This window comes from Marinobacter sp. NSM, from assembly GCF_052380025.1.
Taxonomy (GTDB): domain Bacteria; phylum Pseudomonadota; class Gammaproteobacteria; order Pseudomonadales; family Oleiphilaceae; genus Marinobacter.
Genome location: NZ_JBQTCK010000007.1, coordinates 37,907 through 56,461, shown reverse-complemented (window position 1 = coordinate 56,461; position 18,555 = coordinate 37,907). Strand labels below are relative to the sequence as shown.

Below are 18,555 nucleotides of genomic sequence, written 5' to 3'. Positions count from 1 at the left end.
TTGATGGGCTACGCCAGCGGGCGCAGCCCCCGTCGAAATTGAGCTGATGAGAGTAGCAACATGAAAGAACGTCTCAACAATGACTTTCAGTTTGTGGAAGTTGGGCGGGTAGACCCGAAGAAGGTGCCGGCCAAAAAGCGGAAGAAAGAATTCGGTGAGATCTATCACCCGTTTACCGAAACCCATGCGGCATCTCAGTCTCACCGCTGCCTGGCTTGCGGTAACCCCTATTGCGAGTGGAAATGCCCGGTACACAACTATATTCCGAACTGGCTGAAGCTGGTGTCTGAAGGCAACATCATGAAGGCCGTGGAGTTGTGCCACCAGACCAACTCCCTGCCGGAAGTGTGCGGCCGGGTGTGCCCACAGGATCGCCTGTGTGAAGGTGCCTGTACCCTGAACGATGGCTACGGCGCGGTAACCATCGGTTCAGTGGAAAAATACATTACCGACACGGCCTTCGCGCTGGGTTGGAAGCCTGATATGTCCAATGTGAAATGGACAGACAAAAAAGTGGCGGTTATCGGCGCCGGGCCCGCTGGCCTCGGCTGTGCCGATATCCTGGTGCGTAATGGCGTCAAGGCGGTGGTTTTCGATCGTTACCCTGAAATTGGCGGTCTGCTGACCTTCGGTATTCCCGAGTTCAAGCTGGAAAAGTCCGTGATGTCTCGGCGCCGTAAGGTGTTCGAGGAGATGGGCGTGGAATTCCGTCTGAACACCGAGGTGGGTAAAGACGTCCAGGTGAAGAGCATCATGGAAGAATTCGACGCGGTGTTCATGGGCATGGGCACCTATACCTACATGAAAGGCGGCTTCCCGGGAGAAGAATTGCCGGGCGTCTATGATGCTCTGCCGTTCCTGATTTCCAATGTGAATCGCCGTCTTGGGTTCGAGAAAAAAGCGACAGACTTCATCGATATGAAGGGCAAGCGCGTGGTGGTGCTGGGTGGTGGTGATACCGCCATGGATTGCAACCGCACCTCCATTCGTCAGCAGGCGGAGAGCGTCACCTGTGCCTACCGTCGGGATGAAGCCAACATGCCCGGTTCGCGCCGGGAAGTCGCAAACGCCAAGGAAGAAGGTGTGAAGTTCCTGTTTAACCGGCAGCCTATCGCCATCATCGGTGAAGACCGTGTTGAGGGCGTCAAGGTGGTGTCTACCCAGCTGGGAGAACCGGACGAAAATGGCCGTCGCCGCCCTGAAGTCGTGCCGGGTAGTGAGGAAGTCATTCCTGCCGATGCGGTACTGGTGGCGTTTGGTTTCCGGCCGAGCCCCGCTGACTGGTTCGGTGAACACAAGGTGAACACCGATGATTCCGGTCGCGTTGCAGCGCTGGAGGAAGCCGAGTTCCCGTTCCAGACCAGCAACCCCAAGATCTTTGCCGGTGGCGATATGGTGCGCGGCTCTGATCTGGTGGTCACTGCCATCTGGGAAGGTCGCCAGGCTGCGGAAGGCATTCTGGACTACCTCGACGTATAACTCTGAGTTGATCAGAGTCAGAAGGGCGGCTTGCTACGGGTAAGCCGCCCTTTTTTATTCGTATAAACGGGGTATCATTGCTCCCCATTATCTCTGACCATTTACCGACGAGAACGGGATACCATATGACCGAGCTGAAGAATGACCGCTTCCTGCGCGCCCTGATGCGCCAGCCTGTAGACCGCACCCCGGTGTGGATGATGCGCCAGGCGGGCCGCTACCTGCCGGAGTACCGCGCAACCCGGGCCAAGGCCGGCGATTTTCTCAGCCTGTGCAAGAACACGCCGCTGGCCTGTGAAGTTACCCTGCAGCCGCTCGAGCGCTATCCGCTGGACGCTGCCATCCTGTTCTCCGATATTTTGACCATTCCTGATGCTCTGGGCCTGGGCCTGTATTTCGAAACTGGCGAAGGTCCGAAATTCCGCAAGGTGATTCGCACCGAAGCCGACGTCGACGCTCTGCCGAAGATGAATGCCGAGTCGGATCTGGACTACGTGATGAACGCCGTCTCCACCATCCGCCGCGAACTCAGCGGCCGGGTGCCTCTGATCGGTTTCTCCGGCAGCCCCTGGACCCTGGCCACTTACATGATTGAGGGCGGCTCCTCCAAGACTTTCTCCGAAGCCAAGAAGCTGATGTATGGCCAGCCGGAAGTGATGCACCACTTGCTGGACCACCTGGCAGACTCGGTGATCGATTACCTGAACGGTCAGATCAAGGCTGGTGCCCAGGCCGTGCAGATTTTCGATACCTGGGGTGGGGTGCTGAGTAGCTGGGCCTACGAAGAGTTCTCCCTGCGTTACATGAAGAAGATTGTGGATGGGCTGATTCGTGAAAGCGAAGGCCGCAGGGTGCCGGTGATCGTGTTCACCAAGAACGGCGGCCAGTGGCTTGAATCCATTGCCGATTGTGGTGCGGATGCCGTGGGCCTGGACTGGACAACGGACATCGGCAATGCCCGCGCCCGCGTGGGCGATAAGGTTGCCCTGCAGGGCAATATGGACCCGGCGATGTTGTATGCGCCGAAGGAGCGGATTCGCCAGGAAGTGGCTGACATCCTGAAGCGGTATGGCTCGGGGTCTGGGCATATCTTCAACCTGGGGCATGGGATTACGCCGGATGTGGATCCGGAGCATGCTGGGGCGTTCATTGAGGCGGTTGTGGAGCTTAGCGGGCAGTATCACCAGTGATTTCTGCTTTGGAGAATGCCGTATTTTAGTAGCCTGCAAGGTTGGCGTTTGCGGGCCGGTAGAACGGCCTCCGAAAAAACGCTACGAGCACATCCATGTGCGCTTCGCTCCGGCCATCCATGGCCTCCGAGATTTTTCGGAGGCCGTTCTACCGCCCCGCTTCGGGTCTCTCTGGAAGAAACCTTCCAAGACTCCGGTCTGTTTTCTGATTGGTTGGTGTTATCGTCAACTTGCCTGGTGCTGTACTCCCTTTTATGTCCGGTCTATAGTCATAGGAAGTAAGAACTTCTGGCCGGAGCTTTCCTTTGTCTACCAAATCATCCGAAAAACGCCGTTTCCATCGAATCAGTTTCGATGCGCCCTGTGAGCTGCATTGTCAGGATCAGGTGTGGTCAACCGAGGTGTTGGATATTTCCCTGAAGGGCGTTTTGGTCCAGCGGCCGGAAGATTGGAAGGTTCCGCTGAACAAGCCTTGTGAGGTGGTGATTCACCTGAATGAACATGAAGCCGCGATTGTGATGGCGGTGGAGTTGAAGCACGTGGAGGATCATCGGCTGGGATTTCGGTGTCAGTATATTGATCTTGAAAGTGCAACGCATTTGAAGCGGCTGGTTGAGTTAAATCTTGGGGATCAGGCGCTGTTGGAGCGGGAGTTTGCACATCTGATCGACTGACGAGGGCACGCTGAGGCTTTTCGTTTGAGGTGCGGATTGCACTGAGGATAGAGAGGGCAGTGTTGGAGCGCCTTTCAAAAAATCTCGGAGGCCATGGATGGCCGGAGCGAAGCGCACAGGGATGTGCTCGTAGCGTTTTTTTGAAAGGTCACCCAACGCCGCCCTAACTCCAAGCCTGGGAAGGCTGGGTGCTAGAGCCTAAAGCTCCTCTAAAGCCGAAAGAGCATCAGAAAGCTTGGTCACCGGAATGACCTTCATGCCTTCCAAAGGCTTGCGCGGAACGTTAGCCTTGGGAACCAAAGCCCGAGTGAAGCCGTGCTTGGCTGCCTCGTAAATCCGCTCCTGACCATTCGGCACCGGCCGGATCTCGCCGGACAGGCCCACTTCTCCGAAAATCACCAGATCCTGCGGCAACGCCCGATTCCGGAACGACGACACCACCGCCGACAACAGCGCAAGGTCCGCACTGGTTTCATTGACCTTCACACCCGCCACCACGTTCACGAACACATCCTGATCGGCTACATGCATACCGCCATGACGATGCAACACCGCGAGAAGCATCGCCAACCGGTTCTGGTCGGTACCCACGGCCACACGGCGCGGATAGCTGCCCTGGGCCATATCCACCAAAGCCTGGATTTCCACCAACATCGGCCTGGTGCCCTCCCAGACCACCATCACCACACTGCCGGGAGCAGCTTCCTCTCCCCGGTTCAGGAAAATGGCGCTGGGGTTTTTCACTTCCTTCAGGCCTTGCTCCAGCATGGCAAATACGCCCAGCTCATTCACTGCGCCGAAGCGGTTCTTGATGCCTCTCAGGGTGCGGTAGCGGCTGTCGCTGGAGCCTTCCAGCAGGATGGAGCAGTCGATCATGTGCTCCAGTACCTTCGGGCCGGCCAGGCTGCCGTCTTTGGTGACGTGGCCAACCAGCAGCAAAATCGTGCCGGTTTGCTTGGCAAAGCGGGTGAGGAAAGCGGCGCTCTCCCGCACCTGGGAGACTGAACCCGGGGCGGATTCGATATCGGCCACGTGCATCACCTGGATACTGTCGATCACCAGAATGCGGGGCTTCTCCATTTCCGCCACCTGCATTAAACGCTCCACGGACGTTTCCGAGAGCATTTTCAGGTCTTTGGTGGGTAATCCCAACCGTTTGGCGCGCATGGCCACCTGTTGCAGGGATTCCTCACCGGTGACGTAAAGCGCCGGGTGCTGCTCGGCTAGTTGGCAAACCGCCTGGAGCAGCAGGGTGCTTTTGCCCGCGCCGGGGTGGCCGCCCATCAATACCGCGGAACCCTCCACCAAGCCGCCGCCCAGCACCCGGTCGAACTCCTGCATGCCGGTGCTGATGCGGGCCTGCTCGGCCAAGCTGACTTCGTCCAGGCTTTTGACCTCGGATAGGCTGCCCGCGTAGCCCTCAAACCGGGCGCTGCGGGCGCCCTTGCCGGGGCCGGAAACGCCGCGCACTTCGCTGATGGTGTTCCAGGCCTGGCAGGCCGTGCACTGGCCCTGCCACTTGGAGTAATCCGCACCGCACTCGGTGCATACAAAGGCGGTTTTGGCTTTGGCCATGGCAGAATTCCGTATCGGGCAAATCGGGGCGGGAGGAGCGAGCCGGCAAACGCCGGCTCAGTACCACAGTTACGCCAGCTTCTTGTACTTCATGCGCTTGGGCTGCATGGCAGATTCCCCTTTGCGCTTCTTGAAGTCGGCGTCGTAGTCGCTGAAGTTGCCTTCAAAGTACACCACCTCACCGTCATCCTCGAACGCCAGAATGTGGCTGGCCACACGGTCCAGGAACCAGCGATCGTGCGAGATGATCAGAGCGGAGCCGGGGAAGTTCAGAATGGCTTCTTCCAGTGCGCGCAGGGTTTCCACGTCCAGATCGTTGGTGGGTTCGTCCAGCAGCAAAACGTTGCCGCCTTGCTTTAGCAGCTTGGCCAGGTGCAGGCGGTTACGCTCACCACCGGAGAGATCGCCTACCCGCTTTTGCTGGTCGGTGCCCTTGAAATTGAAGCGGCCCACATAAGCGCGGGAAGGTGTTTCGTAGTTGCCAACCTTGATGATGTCGTTGCCGTCGGACAGCTCTTCCCACACGGTTTTACTGCCGTCCAGGTCGCGCATCTGATCCACGTAAGCGAGCTCAACGGTTTCGCCCACGGTGATAGTGCCGGAGTTTGGTTGGTCCATGCCAGCAATCATCTTGAACAGCGTGGATTTACCGGCACCGTTACCACCGATAATGCCGACAATGGCGCCCGGCGGTACGCTGAACGATACGTTTTCATATAGCAGGCGATCATCGAAGGCCTTGCTGATGCCCTCCACTTCGATCACCTTGCCACCCAGGCGTGGTCCGGGCGGGATATAAAGTTCGTTGGTTTCGTTGCGCTTCTGGAATTCCTGAGAGCTCATCTCCTCAAAGCGGGCCAGGCGGGCCTTGCTCTTGGACTGGCGGCCCTTGGCGTTGGAGCGCACCCACTCAAGCTCCTGCTTGATGGCTTTCTGGTGCGAGGCTTCCTGCTTGGATTCCATTTCCAGACGTTTTTCTTTGTTCTCCAGCCACTGGCTGTAATTGCCCTCGAACGGGATGCCGTGGCCACGATCCAGTTCCAGAATCCAGCCGGCGACGTTGTCGAGGAAGTAACGGTCGTGGGTGATGGCGACCACAGTGCCGTCGTAATCGTGCAGGAAGCGTTCCAGCCAGGCCACGGACTCCGCGTCCAGGTGGTTGGTCGGCTCGTCCAGGAGCAGCATGTCCGGGCCAGACAGCAGCAGGCGGCACAGGGCCACACGGCGGCGCTCGCCCCCGGACAGCACTTTGACTTTCTGATCCCAGGCTGGCAGGCGCAGGGCGTCGGCGGCGACTTCCATTTTGCGTTCGATATCGTGGCCGTCGGTGGCCTGGATGATGGCTTCCAGTTCGCCCTGTTTTTTGGCAAGGGCGTCGAAGTCGGCATCCGGCTCGGCGTAGGCGGCGTACACCTGGTCCAGTTCGGCCAGGGCGTTGTGCACGTGGGCAACGGATTCGTCGACGATTTCCTTGACGGTTTTTTCTTCGTCCAGCTCCGGCTCTTGGGGCAGGTAGCCGACATTGATGCCTGGCTGGGGCCGGGCTTCGCCGATGTAATCCTGGTCGACACCCGCCATAATACGGAGCAGGGTGGATTTACCGGAGCCGTTCAGGCCCAGCACGCCGATTTTGGCGCCCGGGAAGAAGCTCAGGGAAATGTCTTTCAGAATCTCCCGCTTGGGTGGTACCACCTTGCCCACGCGGTTCATGGTGTATACGTACTGGGCCATATTGGCTTAAACCTCATTAAAATCAGGTTCGTGGATTCCGACGACGGTGGCGCGGGCAGCGGGGCAGGCCTCCAGGGATACGCTGTGAATACGTCCATGTACGCTCGACAAAATCATCCCTGATTTTGACGATCCCTGAAGGCCTGCCCCGCCGCCCTCGATCTAACCGCGTGCTTTTGATCCGGTAAGGTATCTAAAGCGTTCCGGGATAGCAATTGAGAGCCGCCCATGTGCCGGTATCTGCGGACGGCATAAAGGATGATTTTTAACCCGCTTTCGGGATAGAATAGCGGCCCAATTTTTCAGGGGTTACGGCATGCACAGAGGCAGCGCCGGGCCAGCCATACAGACAGGGGCAGCACATCCATGTTTAATCGTGATATGAAAATCGCCGGTTTCGATGACGAACTTTGGAACGCCATGCAGGCGGAAGAGAAGCGTCAGGAAGCGCACATCGAACTGATCGCGTCTGAAAACTACACCAGCCCGCGGGTGATGGAAGCCCAGGGCAGTGTGCTGACCAACAAGTACGCCGAAGGTTATCCCGGCAAGCGTTACTACGGCGGCTGTGAGTTTGTCGACATTGCTGAAGACCTGGCCATCGCCCGTGCCAAGGAACTGTTCGGTGCTGCCTACGCCAACGTTCAGCCTCACTCCGGCTCCCAGGCCAACTCTGCCGTGTTCATGGCCCTGCTCAAGCCCGGCGATACCGTTCTGGGCATGAGCCTGGCCCACGGTGGTCACCTGACCCACGGTGCCAGCGTCAACTTCTCTGGCAAGATCTATAACGCCGTTCAGTACGGTATCAACACCGACACCGGCTTGCTGGACTACGACGAAATCGAGGCGCTGGCAGTTGAGCACAAGCCGAAGATGATCATTGCCGGCTTCTCAGCCTACTCCCAGGAACTGGACTTTGCCCGCTTTCGTGCCATCGCCGACAAGGTTGGCGCCTACCTGTTTGTGGACATGGCTCATGTGGCGGGCCTGGTTGCTGCTGGCGTGTATCCGGACCCGGTGCCACACGCCCACGTGGTTGCAACCACCACTCACAAAACCCTGCGCGGCCCCCGTGGTGGCCTGATCCTGGCCTGTGATGATGAAGATCTGCAGAAGAAACTGAACTCTGCCGTCTTCCCCGGCGGTCAGGGTGGCCCGCTGATGCACGTGATTGCAGCCAAGGCCGTGTGCTTCAAAGAAGCCATGAGCGACGAGTTCAAGGCTTACCAGCAGCAAGTGGTGAAGAACGCTGCGGCCATGGCCGAAGTGTTTGTTGCGCGTGGCTTTGACGTGGTTTCCGGTGGCACCAAGAACCACCTGTTCCTAGTCAGTCTGATCAAGCAGGACATCACTGGTAAAGACGCCGATGCCGCGCTTGGCAAAGCGCACATCACCGTGAACAAGAACGCAGTCCCGAATGACCCGCGCTCGCCGTTTGTGACTTCTGGCCTGCGCATTGGTACCCCCGCAGTCACCACCCGTGGTTTCAAGGAAGGGGAGTGTCGTGATCTGGCTGGCTGGATCTGTGACATCCTCGACAACCTTGAAGACGAAGCAACCATCAGCCGTGTGCGTGAGCAGGTAGAAGCGGTGTGTGCCCGCTTCCCGGTCTATGGCTAAGTGATAGCGTAACAAGACTGCCCGGGTGTTCTTGACGGAGCCCCGGGTTCTTCCTTTCCGGAGCATCTGAATTATGCATTGTCCTTTCTGTGGTGAAGCCGATACCAAGGTGATTGATTCGCGCCTGGTGGCTGAAGGTGATCAGGTTCGCCGCCGCAGGGAGTGTTTGTCCTGCCGGGAGCGGTTCACTACGTTTGAAAACGCTGAGCTGGTGATGCCGCGCGTAGTCAAGCAGGACGGCACCCGGCAGCCATTCGATGAAGAAAAACTTCGGGCAGGCCTGATGAAGGCGCTGGAAAAGCGGCCGGTCAGCATCGAGGAAATCGACGCTGCCCTGAACCGTATCAAGTACCGCCTGCGTTCCACTGGTGAGCGTGAAGTAAAATCTATGCAGCTCGGTGAGGAAGTGATGACCGAGTTGCGACAGCTCGACAAAGTAGCCTACGTTCGCTTTGCCTCTGTTTATCGCAGCTTTCAGGACATCAACGAGTTCAAGGAAGAGATTGAGCGATTGTCTCAGGGTAATGGCGAAACCGCAGCCGACGTGGCGCGTGCGCTGGCCGACAAGCAGTCCGGAAAAGGCAAGGCATGATTGCAGACCGTGACCGGGCGATGATGGCCCGGGCCATTCAGTTGGCCTGGCGTGGCCGCTATTCTACCCACCCCAACCCCCGGGTTGGCTGCGTGATCGCCAAGGGCAACCGCATCGTCGGAGAAGGCTGGCACGAACGTGCCGGAGAGGCTCACGCAGAAGTTCGCGCTCTGAGCCAGGCCGGCCAGGATGCCCGTGGGGCGACTGCGTATGTCACGCTAGAGCCCTGCAGCCATTATGGCCGAACGCCGCCCTGTGCCAGAGCGTTGATTGACGCTGGCGTGGCGCAGGTATTTGCTGCGACTAAAGATCCTAATCCGTCAGTGTCTGGCCGGGGGCTGGACATGCTCCGGGATGCCGGCATCAAGGTGACCGAGGGGTTGATGGCTGATGAAGCGGCTCGCTTGAACCCCGGCTTTATGAAACGCATGAATACTGGCCGGCCCTGGGTTCGCCTGAAAATGGCCGCCAGCCTGGATGGCCGTACCGCTATGGCCTCTGGCGAAAGCCAGTGGATCACCGGGCCCGAAGCCCGGAGGGACGTGCAGCGGCTGCGCGCCATCAGCGATGCTATCCTGACGGGAGTAGGCACGGTTCTGGCGGATGACCCATCGTTGACGGTGCGTCGGGATGAAATGGGGGAGATTGGTGATGCCACGGATCCCTCACGCCAGCCTCTTCGGGTTATTGCCGACCGGGACGCCCGCACACCGGCGACGGCGCGTATTCTCCAGGGGGGCAATGTTCAGGTGTTCTGCGCCAGTTCGGCACTGGCATCGGCGCCGGCACAGGATCTGGCCGCGCTGGGCGTTAGCCTGACCGGTGTGGCCTGGAAAGATAATGGTGTTGACCTTGCTGAGCTGCTGGATGCCCTGGGCGAACTTGGCATCAACGAATTATTGGTAGAGGCGGGGCCAACCTTGGCCGGAACGTTCATTCGGGAAAACCTTGCGGATGAACTCTGGTTGTATCAGGCACCGGTATTTCTGGGCAGCACCGGGCGACCAACCGCTCATCTGCCGCTTGAAACAATGGCTGATAAAGTGCAATGGAAAGTGCTGGATCGGCGTCAGGTGGGTGAGGATCAGAGGCTGATCCTGGCCCGCAGCTAATCATTCAATTCATTCCCTTCGGTCGCAGCAAGATGCGGCCAGGGTGACAGGGTGCAGAACCGTATGGCACTGAACAGCATTGAAGACATCATCGAAGACATCCGCCAGGGTAAAATGGTGATCCTGATGGACGATGAGGATCGCGAGAACGAGGGCGATCTGGTAATGGCTGCAGAACATTGCACGCCGGAAGCGATCAATTTCATGGCTCGCTTTGGCCGGGGCCTGATCTGTATGCCGATGACCCGAGACCGGTGCGAACAGCTTGGCTTGCCGTTGATGGTGCAACAGAATGCTTCCGGTTTCGGCACCAAGTTCACGCTGTCTATCGAGGCGCGTGAAGGCGTGACCACCGGTATCTCTGCCGCTGATCGCGCCCGCACGGTACAAGCGGCGGTTGCCCGCAATGCCAAGGCGTCAGACCTGGTTCAGCCGGGCCATATTTTCCCCTTGATGTCTGATCCCGGTGGGGTTTTGAGCCGGGCAGGGCACACCGAAGCCTCCTGTGACCTGGCGGCTCTTGCTGGTTGCGAGCCTGCCGGTGTGATCTGTGAAATCATGAATGACGACGGTTCCATGGCGCGCCGTGAAGACCTGGAAAGATTCGCAGAAGAGCATGACCTGAAAATCGGCACCATCGCCGACCTGATCCACTACCGCACCATGAATGAAAAAACCGTGGAGTGCGTGGAAGAGCACGACCTGGATACCGAGTATGGTCTTTTCAAGTTACGTACCTACCGAGACAACATTCAGGGTGCCACCCACCTGGCCATGGTGATGGGAGATATTGCCCCTGAAGAGCCTGTGTTTGTGCGTGTACACATCACCGATACCCTTCGGGATCTGCTGGGTGCACGTCGTAAGGACTCGCGCAGTTGGCCATTGCATCATGCCCTTGAGAAAGTGGCTGAGGAAGGGCGTGGCGTTGTGGTTCTGCTGAACAGCGCTGAAGACAGCTATAACCTGGAAGATCGAATCCAGGAATTCTACGACGAGGGCACAGCATCTGCCGGGAAAGGCAGTTCTGGCGTGTACTTCACCGTCGGAACCGGTTCTCAGATTCTGCGGGATATCGGCGTAGGCAAAATGCGCTTGTTGAGCCCGCCGGTAAAATTCTCTGCCATTTCCGGTTTCGATCTGGAAGTTGTGGAATACGTACCCTACACCCCCGAATGATAAACCCGGCTGCGGCTCTGAGTGCCGCAGCTCGCGAAGGAGCCCAAGATGGCAGATATCAAAGTAATTGAAGGTGATTTCACCCAGTGCAGCGGCCGTTACGCCCTGGTGGTTGGCCGGTTTAATGGTTTTGTGGTTGAAAGTCTTGTAGATGGAGCTGTAGATACCCTGTTGCGCCACGGTATTTCCAAAGACGACATCGCCATCATCCGGGTACCGGGTGCCTATGAAATGCCGCTGGCAGTCAAGCGCGTAGCCGAAACCTCCGACTACGATGCCATCATTGCCCTGGGCGCGGTTATTCGTGGTGGTACGCCGCACTTCGAATACGTCGCCGGCGAAGCCTCCAGTGGTTTGGGCGCTGTCAGCCTGGAAACCGACGTGCCAGTGACCTTTGGCGTATTGACCGTCGATTCTATCGAACAGGCCATTGAGCGCTCAGGCACCAAGGCCGGCAACAAAGGCGCGGAAGCGGCCATTACTGCCCTGGAAATGGTCAGTCTGTTCAAAAAGTTGGGTGAGTAATGAACGAAGCGGGTGATACCTCCCCCCAGCCGGGGAAAACCGGCCAGCCCAAGGCTGGTGATCGGCGCAGGGCGCGGGCCCTTGCCATGCAGGGCCTGTACCAGCGGCACTTCAGCAAAACGCCGATCTCTGACATTGAAGCGGAGTTCATGGTCGATAATGACATGAGCAAAGTAGACATCATGTATTTCCGGGATCTGTTGCGGGGGATCCATCGGGAACAGGCCGAGCTGGACAAACTGATCGAGCCTTTCCTTGATCGGCCCCTGAAAGAGGTGGATCCGGTTGAGCTGGCGATTGTCCGCCTGGGCACTTATGAGCTGAAGCATCGGATTGATGTGCCCTACAAGGTGGTGATTAACGAAGGCATCGAGATGGCCAAGCGTTTTGGCGGCACCGAAGGCCACAAGTTTGTGAACAGTATTCTGGATAAACTGAGCCAGCGTCTGCGCCTGGCAGAGACTCGCCCGCGTTGATTCATGGGTGAATTCGAGCTGATCCGTCGTTTCTTTGTGCCCCTGGCCAACAAGGCCATGACAGATCAGCTTGTGCTCGGCCCCGGGGATGATTGCGCTATCCAGCGTGTTCCCGAGGGTCGGGACCTGGTGTTCTCAGTCGATACGCTGGTTGAAGGCGTTCATTTCCCTGCTAACTATTCCCCTTTCTGTCTGGGATGGCGAGCGCTGGCGGTAGCCACCAGTGATTTGGCTGCCATGGGCGCGACACCCGTTTGCTTTACCCTTGCACTGACATTGCCTGAGGCGGAGCCTGAATGGTTGGCGGATTTTGCCCACGGGCTTGCTAAGGCCAGCGATGCTTTCGGGATTTCGCTGGCCGGTGGCGATACTACCCGGGGGCCGTTGGCGGTCTGCATCCAGGTACACGGTACGGTGACACAAGGCTCTGCTATCCGGCGCTCTGGCGCCCGTCCCGGTGATCTTGTCTGCGTGTCCGGGCCTCTTGGTGCAGCAGGCGCGGCACTTGATTTTCTGGGGGCCACAAACCCCGGGGTGGACCAGCAGGCGATATTGGCACGTTATCATTTTCCTGAGCCCAGGTTAGTGCTGGGTCAGCAGCTGGTTGGCAGGGCCTCGGCGGCGATTGATATCTCTGACGGGTTGCTGGCGGATCTTGAACACATTCTAGAGCCGTCCGGTGTGGGTGCTGAGCTGGACGCCAAAAACGTTCCAATGTTGCCGGAATTGCGCCGAATTAAAGGGGCTGCGGCGCTCAGTCTGGCATTGACCGCAGGCGACGACTATGAATTGTGCGTGACCATCCCGCCTGATCAGTACGCCGCCCTGGCACCGGAGGCGCAGGTTGGGTTGATTATTATAGGGCGCGTTCAGCAGGAGTCGGGGCTGCGCGTGACGGGAGCGGAGATGACGGAATCACCCGCCGGATTTGATCATTTTGGGGGATCGGTTTGAAGGATGAAGATCTGATACAAGAGCCAGAAAGTCCAACGGCTATACTGCCACCGGGGTTTTTGCGACACCCGGTGCATTTTCTGGCCTTTGGCTTCGGCAGTGGCGCCATGCCAAGGGCGCCCGGTACCTGGGGGAGCCTGGCGGCGATACCGGTATGGTACACCTTCGCCTGGTTGCCGCCGGTTGCCTATTGGCTGGTGGTTCTGGCGGCTTTCCTGGTGGGTATCTGGTTGTGTGGGAAAACCGCAGACGCGCTCAAGGTGCATGACCATGGCGGTATCGTCTGGGACGAGTTTGTGGGTATGTGGATCGCCCTTGGCCTGTTTCCGGACCAGATCTACGGTGTATTGATGGCGTTTCTGCTGTTCCGGCTGTTCGATGTGATCAAGCCCTGGCCCATCAGTTGGCTGGATGCCCGGATGCCAGGAGGGCTGGGGATCATGGTGGATGATGTGGTGGCCGGATTCATGGCCCTGGTCTGCTTGTGGGGTATCGATGTATGGGTAATGCCCTTCATCATCTGAAGAACATTACCCTGCGGATGGGCCAGCCGGAGCTTCCTTTCGGCCAGGTCTAATGGAGTTGCTGTTCTTCCGGTAGCATCCTGACCACGTGCAGAAATCGTTTGAGGCCGATCTCAGCACGCTCCCGGGACGCAAAGGGACCGCTGCCAAAGCCTTCCCGGGTGGTGAAATACCATTTGCTGCCTACACAGAAAAAACGACTGCTGCGAAAGGGTGCCGGGCCGTTTTCTCCGGTTCTGCGCTGAGTGTCCATGGTTGCTCCTGAGCCCGCTTATTCTTTTCTTCTCGGGCAACGCGTTTTGTTTGCCGACCTGATTAAAATTAATCCAATTGCGGCTTAATTCAACAATTTTTTACATTCTTGTGATCGGCGTTATATGAGCCCGGTAAAAATCACCAGTGCTTGGCGCTCGCTTATCAAAGCTTTGCTTGCTCCTCGGGGCCTGGATGGTCAGAATGCGAGAGCGTGTGATCCCGTCATGGCCGCCCAGGCCTCTCAAGGAAAAGGAGATGAAATGAGTATGTGTCACGTTTCCAGGGTTTTCAAGTTGGTTGCCCTGATGCTGAGCGTTACCTTGTTTGGTTGTGCATCATCACTGACGCGAGTGGATGCCTGGCAGGGCGACCCCGAGGGGGCGGCGAACCCGGCAGTGTTGAAGGCCCCGGGCGAAATTCAGGTGGCCGCCATCAATGGCAGAAACATGACCCGCTTCATGCTGGACGATCTGGCTCTGGACTACGGCTTATTGCCCGGCGAAACCGAGGTCGTCTTTACCTACAAGACCATATGGGCCCGAACTGGGGTGGTGCGGGATGGCGAATCCAAAGTGAATACCGTTGAAAGCGAGCAACAAGTGGTGCGCTTCGATGCCCAGCCGGGCGCAGAGTATCGCTTCCGTTTCGAAAAGCCGTCGTCGCGGCAGCAGGCTGAAGCCATGATGACAGATTTTTCTGCAGCCATTGTCGATAGCAATGGTGCGCTGGTGGCTGAATCCAGCAAGTGGGATGGGGCGTCACAGGCCAGCGCTTCTCGCACGCCTTTGGCAGCATTTGGCGATAGCACCGGCGGCGAACCTGGCTCGACCACGCTGGAGCGCCTGAAAGCTCTGTGGGAAGACGCTACCGAGGAAGAGAAGCGAACCTTCCTGCGCTGGGCGTTTGAGTAATATTGTCGGCGGGCCGGGCGTTTTGGTGCCCGGCCCAAGTTATCGACGAAAGCGTTGAAGCCCGCCCCTAATCATGTTTTCAAGCGCCCCTAATATCTCATCGGTCAGGTTTTGGCCGCTGCCGTGCGGAGTCTCCAGGCCCTGATCAGGGCCGAGGTCATGCAGACACTCCTCAATCCCGGTCAGGCTATCCTCAATCAGGTCTTGCAGGCTGTCTCCATCGGGAACCACGTCCGGGCACAGGGTAAAGTTCAGAGTCAGTTGTCCTTGATAGCTCACGGCCACAATGACCAGCCCAAGGCTGTCGAACAGCGGGGCCGTGTTGTATTGCCGGATCAGTCGCGCGCCTTGCAGGAACAGTGGAACTTGTGGTCCGGGTACATTGGTGATCGGCAGGTTGAAGAGCGGGTGATAACGCTGCGCCACCTGCAGCTCGGAATATAGCCGGGCAGACAGCGCCAGCAGGGTGGACGGCAGCAGTTCGGTCAGCCGGTCGGCGGCAATGGCTTCCCGGTAGGGTTCAGACTCCACCGCGTTCTGATGGATGCGTCGGATCCGGGCTGCGGGATTGGGTTCGTTAGTGGCAAGGTCCAGCAGCATCGCAGACATCTGGTTGCCGGTGGCTTTGCGCAGGCTGCTGGAGCGCACCGAAATCGGCGTCATTGCTACCAGGGACTTGTCTGTGTCGCCACCCTGTTGTTCGAGGTAACGGTGCAGGGTCTCAGCGCATAATCCGAGCACCACGTCGTTCAGGGTGACATCTCCGAGGCTGGCCTTGATTGCCTTGAGCCGGGACAGGCTGACGCTGGAGGAGACAATGCGCCGGTTGGCGGTGATCTGCCGGTTAAACGGACTGTGGGGTGCGGTGAACAGCGGGAAGGGCACCGGCAGCTTCTGCAGCTGTTTCTTGACCAGGCCCCGGGCGGTGGCTTCTGCTGCGTTGTAGGCGAGTGAGGCAACCTGCATGGGGGTCTTGAGCATATTGGCGCTGGCCTGAAGAAATACACGCTCCTCGGAAGGCTCCGGTCGCGCCAGCCAGGGACGTGGCGGTGCAATGGGCCGGGGCTCTGGTGTGTATTCCAGTAACTTGCCCATGATCTCCTCGCCACTGAAGGCATCAATGGCGGCATGGTGCAGTTTGACGATCAGCGCAAATCCTTGTTTATCACCTTCCGGGTCGTCAATGCGAAAGCCGTCGACAAACGTGATGTGCCACAGGGGGCGGTCACGTTTAAGCGGCTCTTCCATGATTTTTGACGCCAAAGACATCAGGCTTGCCTGTTTGCCATGTTCACCCAGGTTAACGTAGGCCAGGTGCCGTTCAATACTGAAGCCGGGGTCATCGATCCAGTAGGGGCGCCCCAGGCGCAGGGGGATTTCCTTGAGCTTTTGCCGAAACAGGGGTACCACGTGCAGGCGGCTGCGCAGGTATGACACAAACGTGCTGAATGCCAGGGGATCTCTCAGGCCGCTGGCGTCGAACAGGTACACACCGCCAATGTGCATGGGGGTGGTTTCTGACTCCAGATAGAGAAACGAGGCATCCAGTTCCGACAGCTGACGCATCCAGCGCACTCCCTTGTGTGTCACGGTTAAGATTGCGGGCCTTGGAGTATAGCCCATGGCATGATCGGGCCTATTGGCCCCGGTGCCCCGATTTTATTCCGGTTGAAGCCATTTGTGGATGGTCTCATCATGGCTGAGTCTGTCCCAGAACCACATCAATGCCTTGCCTTTGTCTTCGCTATGGCGGGCCAGATGTACGCTGATGGCGGAGCGGGGTTCACTCGTCTCTTTGGTAATAAGCGAGCCTCTGGCGAGCTGGTTCCGGATTCTCGGGTAGGGCAGCCAGCCAACCCCCAGTCCTGCCTCCTGGGCCAGAATCTTTTGGTCAATGTTGCTGACGGTGAGGGTTCTCTGGCGCCGGAATATTCCCGCATGGCCGGGTGGCAGCGAGCGCGACGTATCCGCCGCTACCGCTGCGGGATACTGTGCAATATCCGCTTCGGCCAGGGGGTCGGTTACACTGGCGAGAGGGTGTTCTGCGCCTACCGCAAACACAAACGGTACTTCCCCCAGTGATTTGGTGGCGAAAGCTCCGGCAGGTTTGCTCAGCAGGTCTGCCCCGACAACCATATCAACGCGACGGCTTTGCAGGGCATCCCAGGCACCGGCGAAGACTTCTTCGATAATCTGCACATCAACCGGAACCCCGAGCTGATGAAAATCCCGAATGGCCGGAAACAGGCATTCAGCCGGCAGCAGCGAGTTAAAGCCAATACGCAGCCGGGTTTCCCAGCCCTGGGCCACCTGCCGCGTGGTATGGGCAAGGTTCTCCGCGGCTTCCAGCAGTGAACGCCCCTCCTCAAGCAGATACCGCCCGGCTGAGGTCAGTACAGCCTTATGACCGCTGCGGTCAAAGATACTGACGTTCAGATCCTCTTCGAGCTTCTGAACCGTGTAACTGATGGCGGAAGGCACCCGGAATAGCTCCGAGGCAGCCCCTGCAAAACTGCCCTTGCGGTCAATGGCGTCCAGCACTTTGAGTGCGTCAATCGTAATAGCTGTATGCATGTTCGAATAATCTGAAAGTGTTTGCCAGAAATGCTTGCTATCAGCCTACCAGCCCACCCGGTAACCTGTCTCCAACATTTGTAAACGGGGTCAGACCCCTGTGAATTAATGTGGACAGTTAAATTGGGGTCAGACCCCTGTTGATAAGTCTGCAGTTATGCACAGGGGTCTGACCCCAACAGGAGGTTTTATGGGTTTGTTGGTTGATGGTCAGTGGCACGACGAGTGGTATGACACGGACAAGACCGGAGGCAAGTTTGAGCGTGAAGCGGCTCGGTTTCGCAACTGGGTAACGGTTGATGGATCGCCCGGTCCGGCGGGGGAGGGCGGCTTTGCGGCCGAGAGCGGGCGCTACCACCTGTATGTGTCTATGGCCTGCCCCTGGGCGCACCGGACATTGATATTCCGGAAGCTGAAGGGTTTGGAGCGTCACATTTCGGTGTCGGTTGTGCATCCGGACATGGTGGAGAATGGCTGGGAGTTTCGGGAGGATGATCCGGCTCACCAGGATCATCTGTATCAATCGGAGTTCATGCATCAGATCTACACTCGGGCCGCGCCAGATTATTCCGGTCGGGTCACCGTACCGGTGTTGTGGGATAAGCGGCAGGAAACCATTGTCAGCAATGAGTCTGCCGATATCATCCGGATGTTCAATTCCGCGTTTAACGGCCTGGAAGGGGTGAATTCCGGTCTGGATCTATACCCGGAGCAGCTGCGCGAGCAGATCGATTCGGTGAACGAGCGGGTTTATGACACCGTTAACAATGGTGTTTACAAGGCCGGCTTCGCGACTGCACAGGACAAATACGAAGAAGCCTACAGCGCGCTGTTTGATTCTCTGGACTGGCTTGAGCAGATCCTGGCGGGGAAGCGCTATCTGACCGGCAGCCAGCTTACCGAGGCGGACTGGCGCCTGTTCACCACGTTGATTCGGTTTGATGCCGTGTATTACAGCCACTTCAAATGCAATCGCCAGCAGATTCGGGATTACCCGAACCTGTCCGGTTATTTACGGGAGTTGTACCAGGTGCCCGGAGTGGCCGAGACGGTGGATATTCGGCAGATCAAGCAGCATTACTATGTCAGCCAGCGCACCATCAACCCGACACAGGTGGTGCCGGTTGGGCCAGATCTGGACTTCGATGCGCCCCATGGCCGAGAGCAGGTTGGCTAAGGCAGTA

At 58.1% G+C, this 18,555-nt stretch carries 18 protein-coding genes; 13 read left to right on the top strand and 5 right to left on the bottom strand.

Annotated elements, in window-relative coordinates; translation table 11 throughout:
• Positions 1–60: 60 nt before the first annotated feature.
• The 3 genes from ACTZWX_RS14815 (at position 61) to ACTZWX_RS14805 (ending at position 3,343) form a co-directional block, all read left to right on the top strand.
• Positions 61–1,479, top strand: a complete 1,419-nt coding sequence (locus ACTZWX_RS14815) for an FAD-dependent oxidoreductase (RefSeq protein WP_444714598.1) — start codon at positions 61–63, stop codon at positions 1,477–1,479.
• 125 nt (positions 1,480–1,604) lie between these two features.
• Entirely contained in the window at positions 1,605–2,669 is a 1,065-nt protein-coding gene (gene hemE, locus ACTZWX_RS14810) for a uroporphyrinogen decarboxylase (protein WP_444714597.1), read from the top strand.
• A gap of 305 nt (positions 2,670–2,974) precedes the next feature.
• A complete protein-coding gene (locus tag ACTZWX_RS14805) occupies positions 2,975–3,343 on the top strand; it encodes a PilZ domain-containing protein (protein WP_444714596.1) in 369 nt (122 codons plus the stop codon).
• A gap of 198 nt (positions 3,344–3,541) precedes the next feature.
• Here the strand turns inward: ACTZWX_RS14805 and radA are convergent, their stop codons facing one another.
• Positions 3,542–4,918, bottom strand: coding sequence for a DNA repair protein RadA (radA, locus tag ACTZWX_RS14800; protein ID WP_444714595.1), 1,377 nt, complete (start codon positions 4,916–4,918; stop codon positions 3,542–3,544).
• Positions 4,919–4,987: 69 nt separating this feature from the next.
• Entirely contained in the window at positions 4,988–6,649 is a 1,662-nt protein-coding gene (gene ettA, locus ACTZWX_RS14795) for an energy-dependent translational throttle protein EttA (RefSeq protein ID WP_444714594.1), read from the bottom strand.
• A gap of 366 nt (positions 6,650–7,015) precedes the next feature.
• Here ettA and glyA point away from each other — a divergent pair, with 366 nt between their 5' ends.
• The 8 genes from glyA (at position 7,016) to ACTZWX_RS14755 (ending at position 13,631) form a co-directional block, all read left to right on the top strand.
• Positions 7,016–8,269 carry a serine hydroxymethyltransferase gene (glyA, locus tag ACTZWX_RS14790; RefSeq protein WP_444714593.1) on the top strand — a complete coding sequence of 418 codons (1,254 nt, stop codon included), beginning with the start codon at positions 7,016–7,018 and terminating at the stop codon, positions 8,267–8,269.
• Positions 8,270–8,342: 73 nt separating this feature from the next.
• Positions 8,343–8,861 carry a transcriptional regulator NrdR gene (gene nrdR / locus ACTZWX_RS14785; RefSeq protein WP_058091276.1) on the top strand — a complete coding sequence of 173 codons (519 nt, stop codon included), beginning with the start codon at positions 8,343–8,345 and terminating at the stop codon, positions 8,859–8,861.
• Entirely contained in the window at positions 8,858–9,973 is a 1,116-nt protein-coding gene (gene ribD, locus ACTZWX_RS14780) for a bifunctional diaminohydroxyphosphoribosylaminopyrimidine deaminase/5-amino-6-(5-phosphoribosylamino)uracil reductase RibD (protein ID WP_444714592.1), read from the top strand. The genes nrdR and ribD overlap by 4 nt, the downstream gene beginning before the upstream one ends.
• Before the next feature lie 63 nt (positions 9,974–10,036).
• Positions 10,037–11,152, top strand: coding sequence for a bifunctional 3,4-dihydroxy-2-butanone-4-phosphate synthase/GTP cyclohydrolase II (ribBA, locus tag ACTZWX_RS14775; RefSeq protein WP_072678407.1), 1,116 nt, complete (start codon positions 10,037–10,039; stop codon positions 11,150–11,152).
• Between the two features lie 48 nt (positions 11,153–11,200).
• Positions 11,201–11,677 carry a 6,7-dimethyl-8-ribityllumazine synthase gene (gene ribH, locus ACTZWX_RS14770; protein ID WP_058091279.1) on the top strand — a complete coding sequence of 159 codons (477 nt, stop codon included), beginning with the start codon at positions 11,201–11,203 and terminating at the stop codon, positions 11,675–11,677.
• Entirely contained in the window at positions 11,677–12,153 is a 477-nt protein-coding gene (gene nusB / locus ACTZWX_RS14765; protein WP_072678316.1) for a transcription antitermination factor NusB, read from the top strand. Before ribH ends, nusB begins: the two co-directional genes overlap by 1 nt.
• A 3-nt stretch (positions 12,154–12,156) precedes the next feature.
• Positions 12,157–13,107, top strand: coding sequence for a thiamine-phosphate kinase (thiL, locus tag ACTZWX_RS14760; RefSeq protein ID WP_444714591.1), 951 nt, complete (start codon positions 12,157–12,159; stop codon positions 13,105–13,107).
• The gene (locus ACTZWX_RS14755) at positions 13,104–13,631 is read left to right on the top strand and encodes a phosphatidylglycerophosphatase A family protein (protein WP_444714590.1); all 528 of its coding nucleotides are present in this window, start codon (positions 13,104–13,106) and stop codon (positions 13,629–13,631) included. The genes thiL and ACTZWX_RS14755 overlap by 4 nt, the downstream gene beginning before the upstream one ends.
• A gap of 49 nt (positions 13,632–13,680) precedes the next feature.
• Here the strand turns inward: ACTZWX_RS14755 and ACTZWX_RS14750 are convergent, their stop codons facing one another.
• Positions 13,681–13,884: a DUF6316 family protein gene (locus ACTZWX_RS14750; RefSeq protein ID WP_444714589.1), complete on the bottom strand. Its 204-nt coding sequence runs from the start codon at positions 13,882–13,884 to the stop codon at positions 13,681–13,683.
• Positions 13,885–14,146: 262 nt separating this feature from the next.
• On the opposite strand from ACTZWX_RS14750, the gene ACTZWX_RS14745 reads away from it, so the two are divergent.
• Positions 14,147–14,797, top strand: a complete 651-nt coding sequence (locus ACTZWX_RS14745; protein WP_444714588.1) for a DUF2057 family protein — start codon at positions 14,147–14,149, stop codon at positions 14,795–14,797.
• A 39-nt stretch (positions 14,798–14,836) separates the two neighbouring features.
• Here the strand turns inward: ACTZWX_RS14745 and ACTZWX_RS14740 are convergent, their stop codons facing one another.
• Entirely contained in the window at positions 14,837–16,363 is a 1,527-nt protein-coding gene (locus ACTZWX_RS14740; protein ID WP_444714587.1) for a WS/DGAT/MGAT family O-acyltransferase, read from the bottom strand.
• A gap of 93 nt (positions 16,364–16,456) precedes the next feature.
• Positions 16,457–17,371, bottom strand: a complete 915-nt coding sequence (locus tag ACTZWX_RS14735) for a LysR substrate-binding domain-containing protein (protein WP_444714586.1) — start codon at positions 17,369–17,371, stop codon at positions 16,457–16,459.
• Between the two features lie 190 nt (positions 17,372–17,561).
• Here ACTZWX_RS14735 and ACTZWX_RS14730 point away from each other — a divergent pair, with 190 nt between their 5' ends.
• The gene (locus tag ACTZWX_RS14730; protein WP_444714585.1) at positions 17,562–18,548 is read left to right on the top strand and encodes a glutathione S-transferase family protein; all 987 of its coding nucleotides are present in this window, start codon (positions 17,562–17,564) and stop codon (positions 18,546–18,548) included.
• Positions 18,549–18,555 lie beyond the last annotated feature (7 nt).

Coding starts and splice junctions, on each gene's coding strand:
- ACTZWX_RS14740 (WP_444714587.1), bottom strand. CDS start 16,363: ATGCGTCAGCTGTCGGAACTGGATGCCTCGTTTCTCTATCTGGAGTCA.
- nrdR (WP_058091276.1), top strand. CDS start 8,343: ATGCATTGTCCTTTCTGTGGTGAAGCCGATACCAAGGTGATTGATTCG.
- ACTZWX_RS14730 (WP_444714585.1), top strand. CDS start 17,562: ATGGGTTTGTTGGTTGATGGTCAGTGGCACGACGAGTGGTATGACACG.
- hemE (WP_444714597.1), top strand. CDS start 1,605: ATGACCGAGCTGAAGAATGACCGCTTCCTGCGCGCCCTGATGCGCCAG.
- thiL (WP_444714591.1), top strand. CDS start 12,157: ATGGGTGAATTCGAGCTGATCCGTCGTTTCTTTGTGCCCCTGGCCAAC.
- ACTZWX_RS14735 (WP_444714586.1), bottom strand. CDS start 17,371: ATGCATACAGCTATTACGATTGACGCACTCAAAGTGCTGGACGCCATT.
- ribD (WP_444714592.1), top strand. CDS start 8,858: ATGATTGCAGACCGTGACCGGGCGATGATGGCCCGGGCCATTCAGTTG.
- ACTZWX_RS14745 (WP_444714588.1), top strand. CDS start 14,147: ATGAGTATGTGTCACGTTTCCAGGGTTTTCAAGTTGGTTGCCCTGATG.
- ettA (WP_444714594.1), bottom strand. CDS start 6,649: ATGGCCCAGTACGTATACACCATGAACCGCGTGGGCAAGGTGGTACCA.
- ACTZWX_RS14750 (WP_444714589.1), bottom strand. CDS start 13,884: ATGGACACTCAGCGCAGAACCGGAGAAAACGGCCCGGCACCCTTTCGC.
- ACTZWX_RS14815 (WP_444714598.1), top strand. CDS start 61: ATGAAAGAACGTCTCAACAATGACTTTCAGTTTGTGGAAGTTGGGCGG.
- ribH (WP_058091279.1), top strand. CDS start 11,201: ATGGCAGATATCAAAGTAATTGAAGGTGATTTCACCCAGTGCAGCGGC.
- ribBA (WP_072678407.1), top strand. CDS start 10,037: ATGGCACTGAACAGCATTGAAGACATCATCGAAGACATCCGCCAGGGT.
- radA (WP_444714595.1), bottom strand. CDS start 4,918: ATGGCCAAAGCCAAAACCGCCTTTGTATGCACCGAGTGCGGTGCGGAT.
- nusB (WP_072678316.1), top strand. CDS start 11,677: ATGAACGAAGCGGGTGATACCTCCCCCCAGCCGGGGAAAACCGGCCAG.
- glyA (WP_444714593.1), top strand. CDS start 7,016: ATGTTTAATCGTGATATGAAAATCGCCGGTTTCGATGACGAACTTTGG.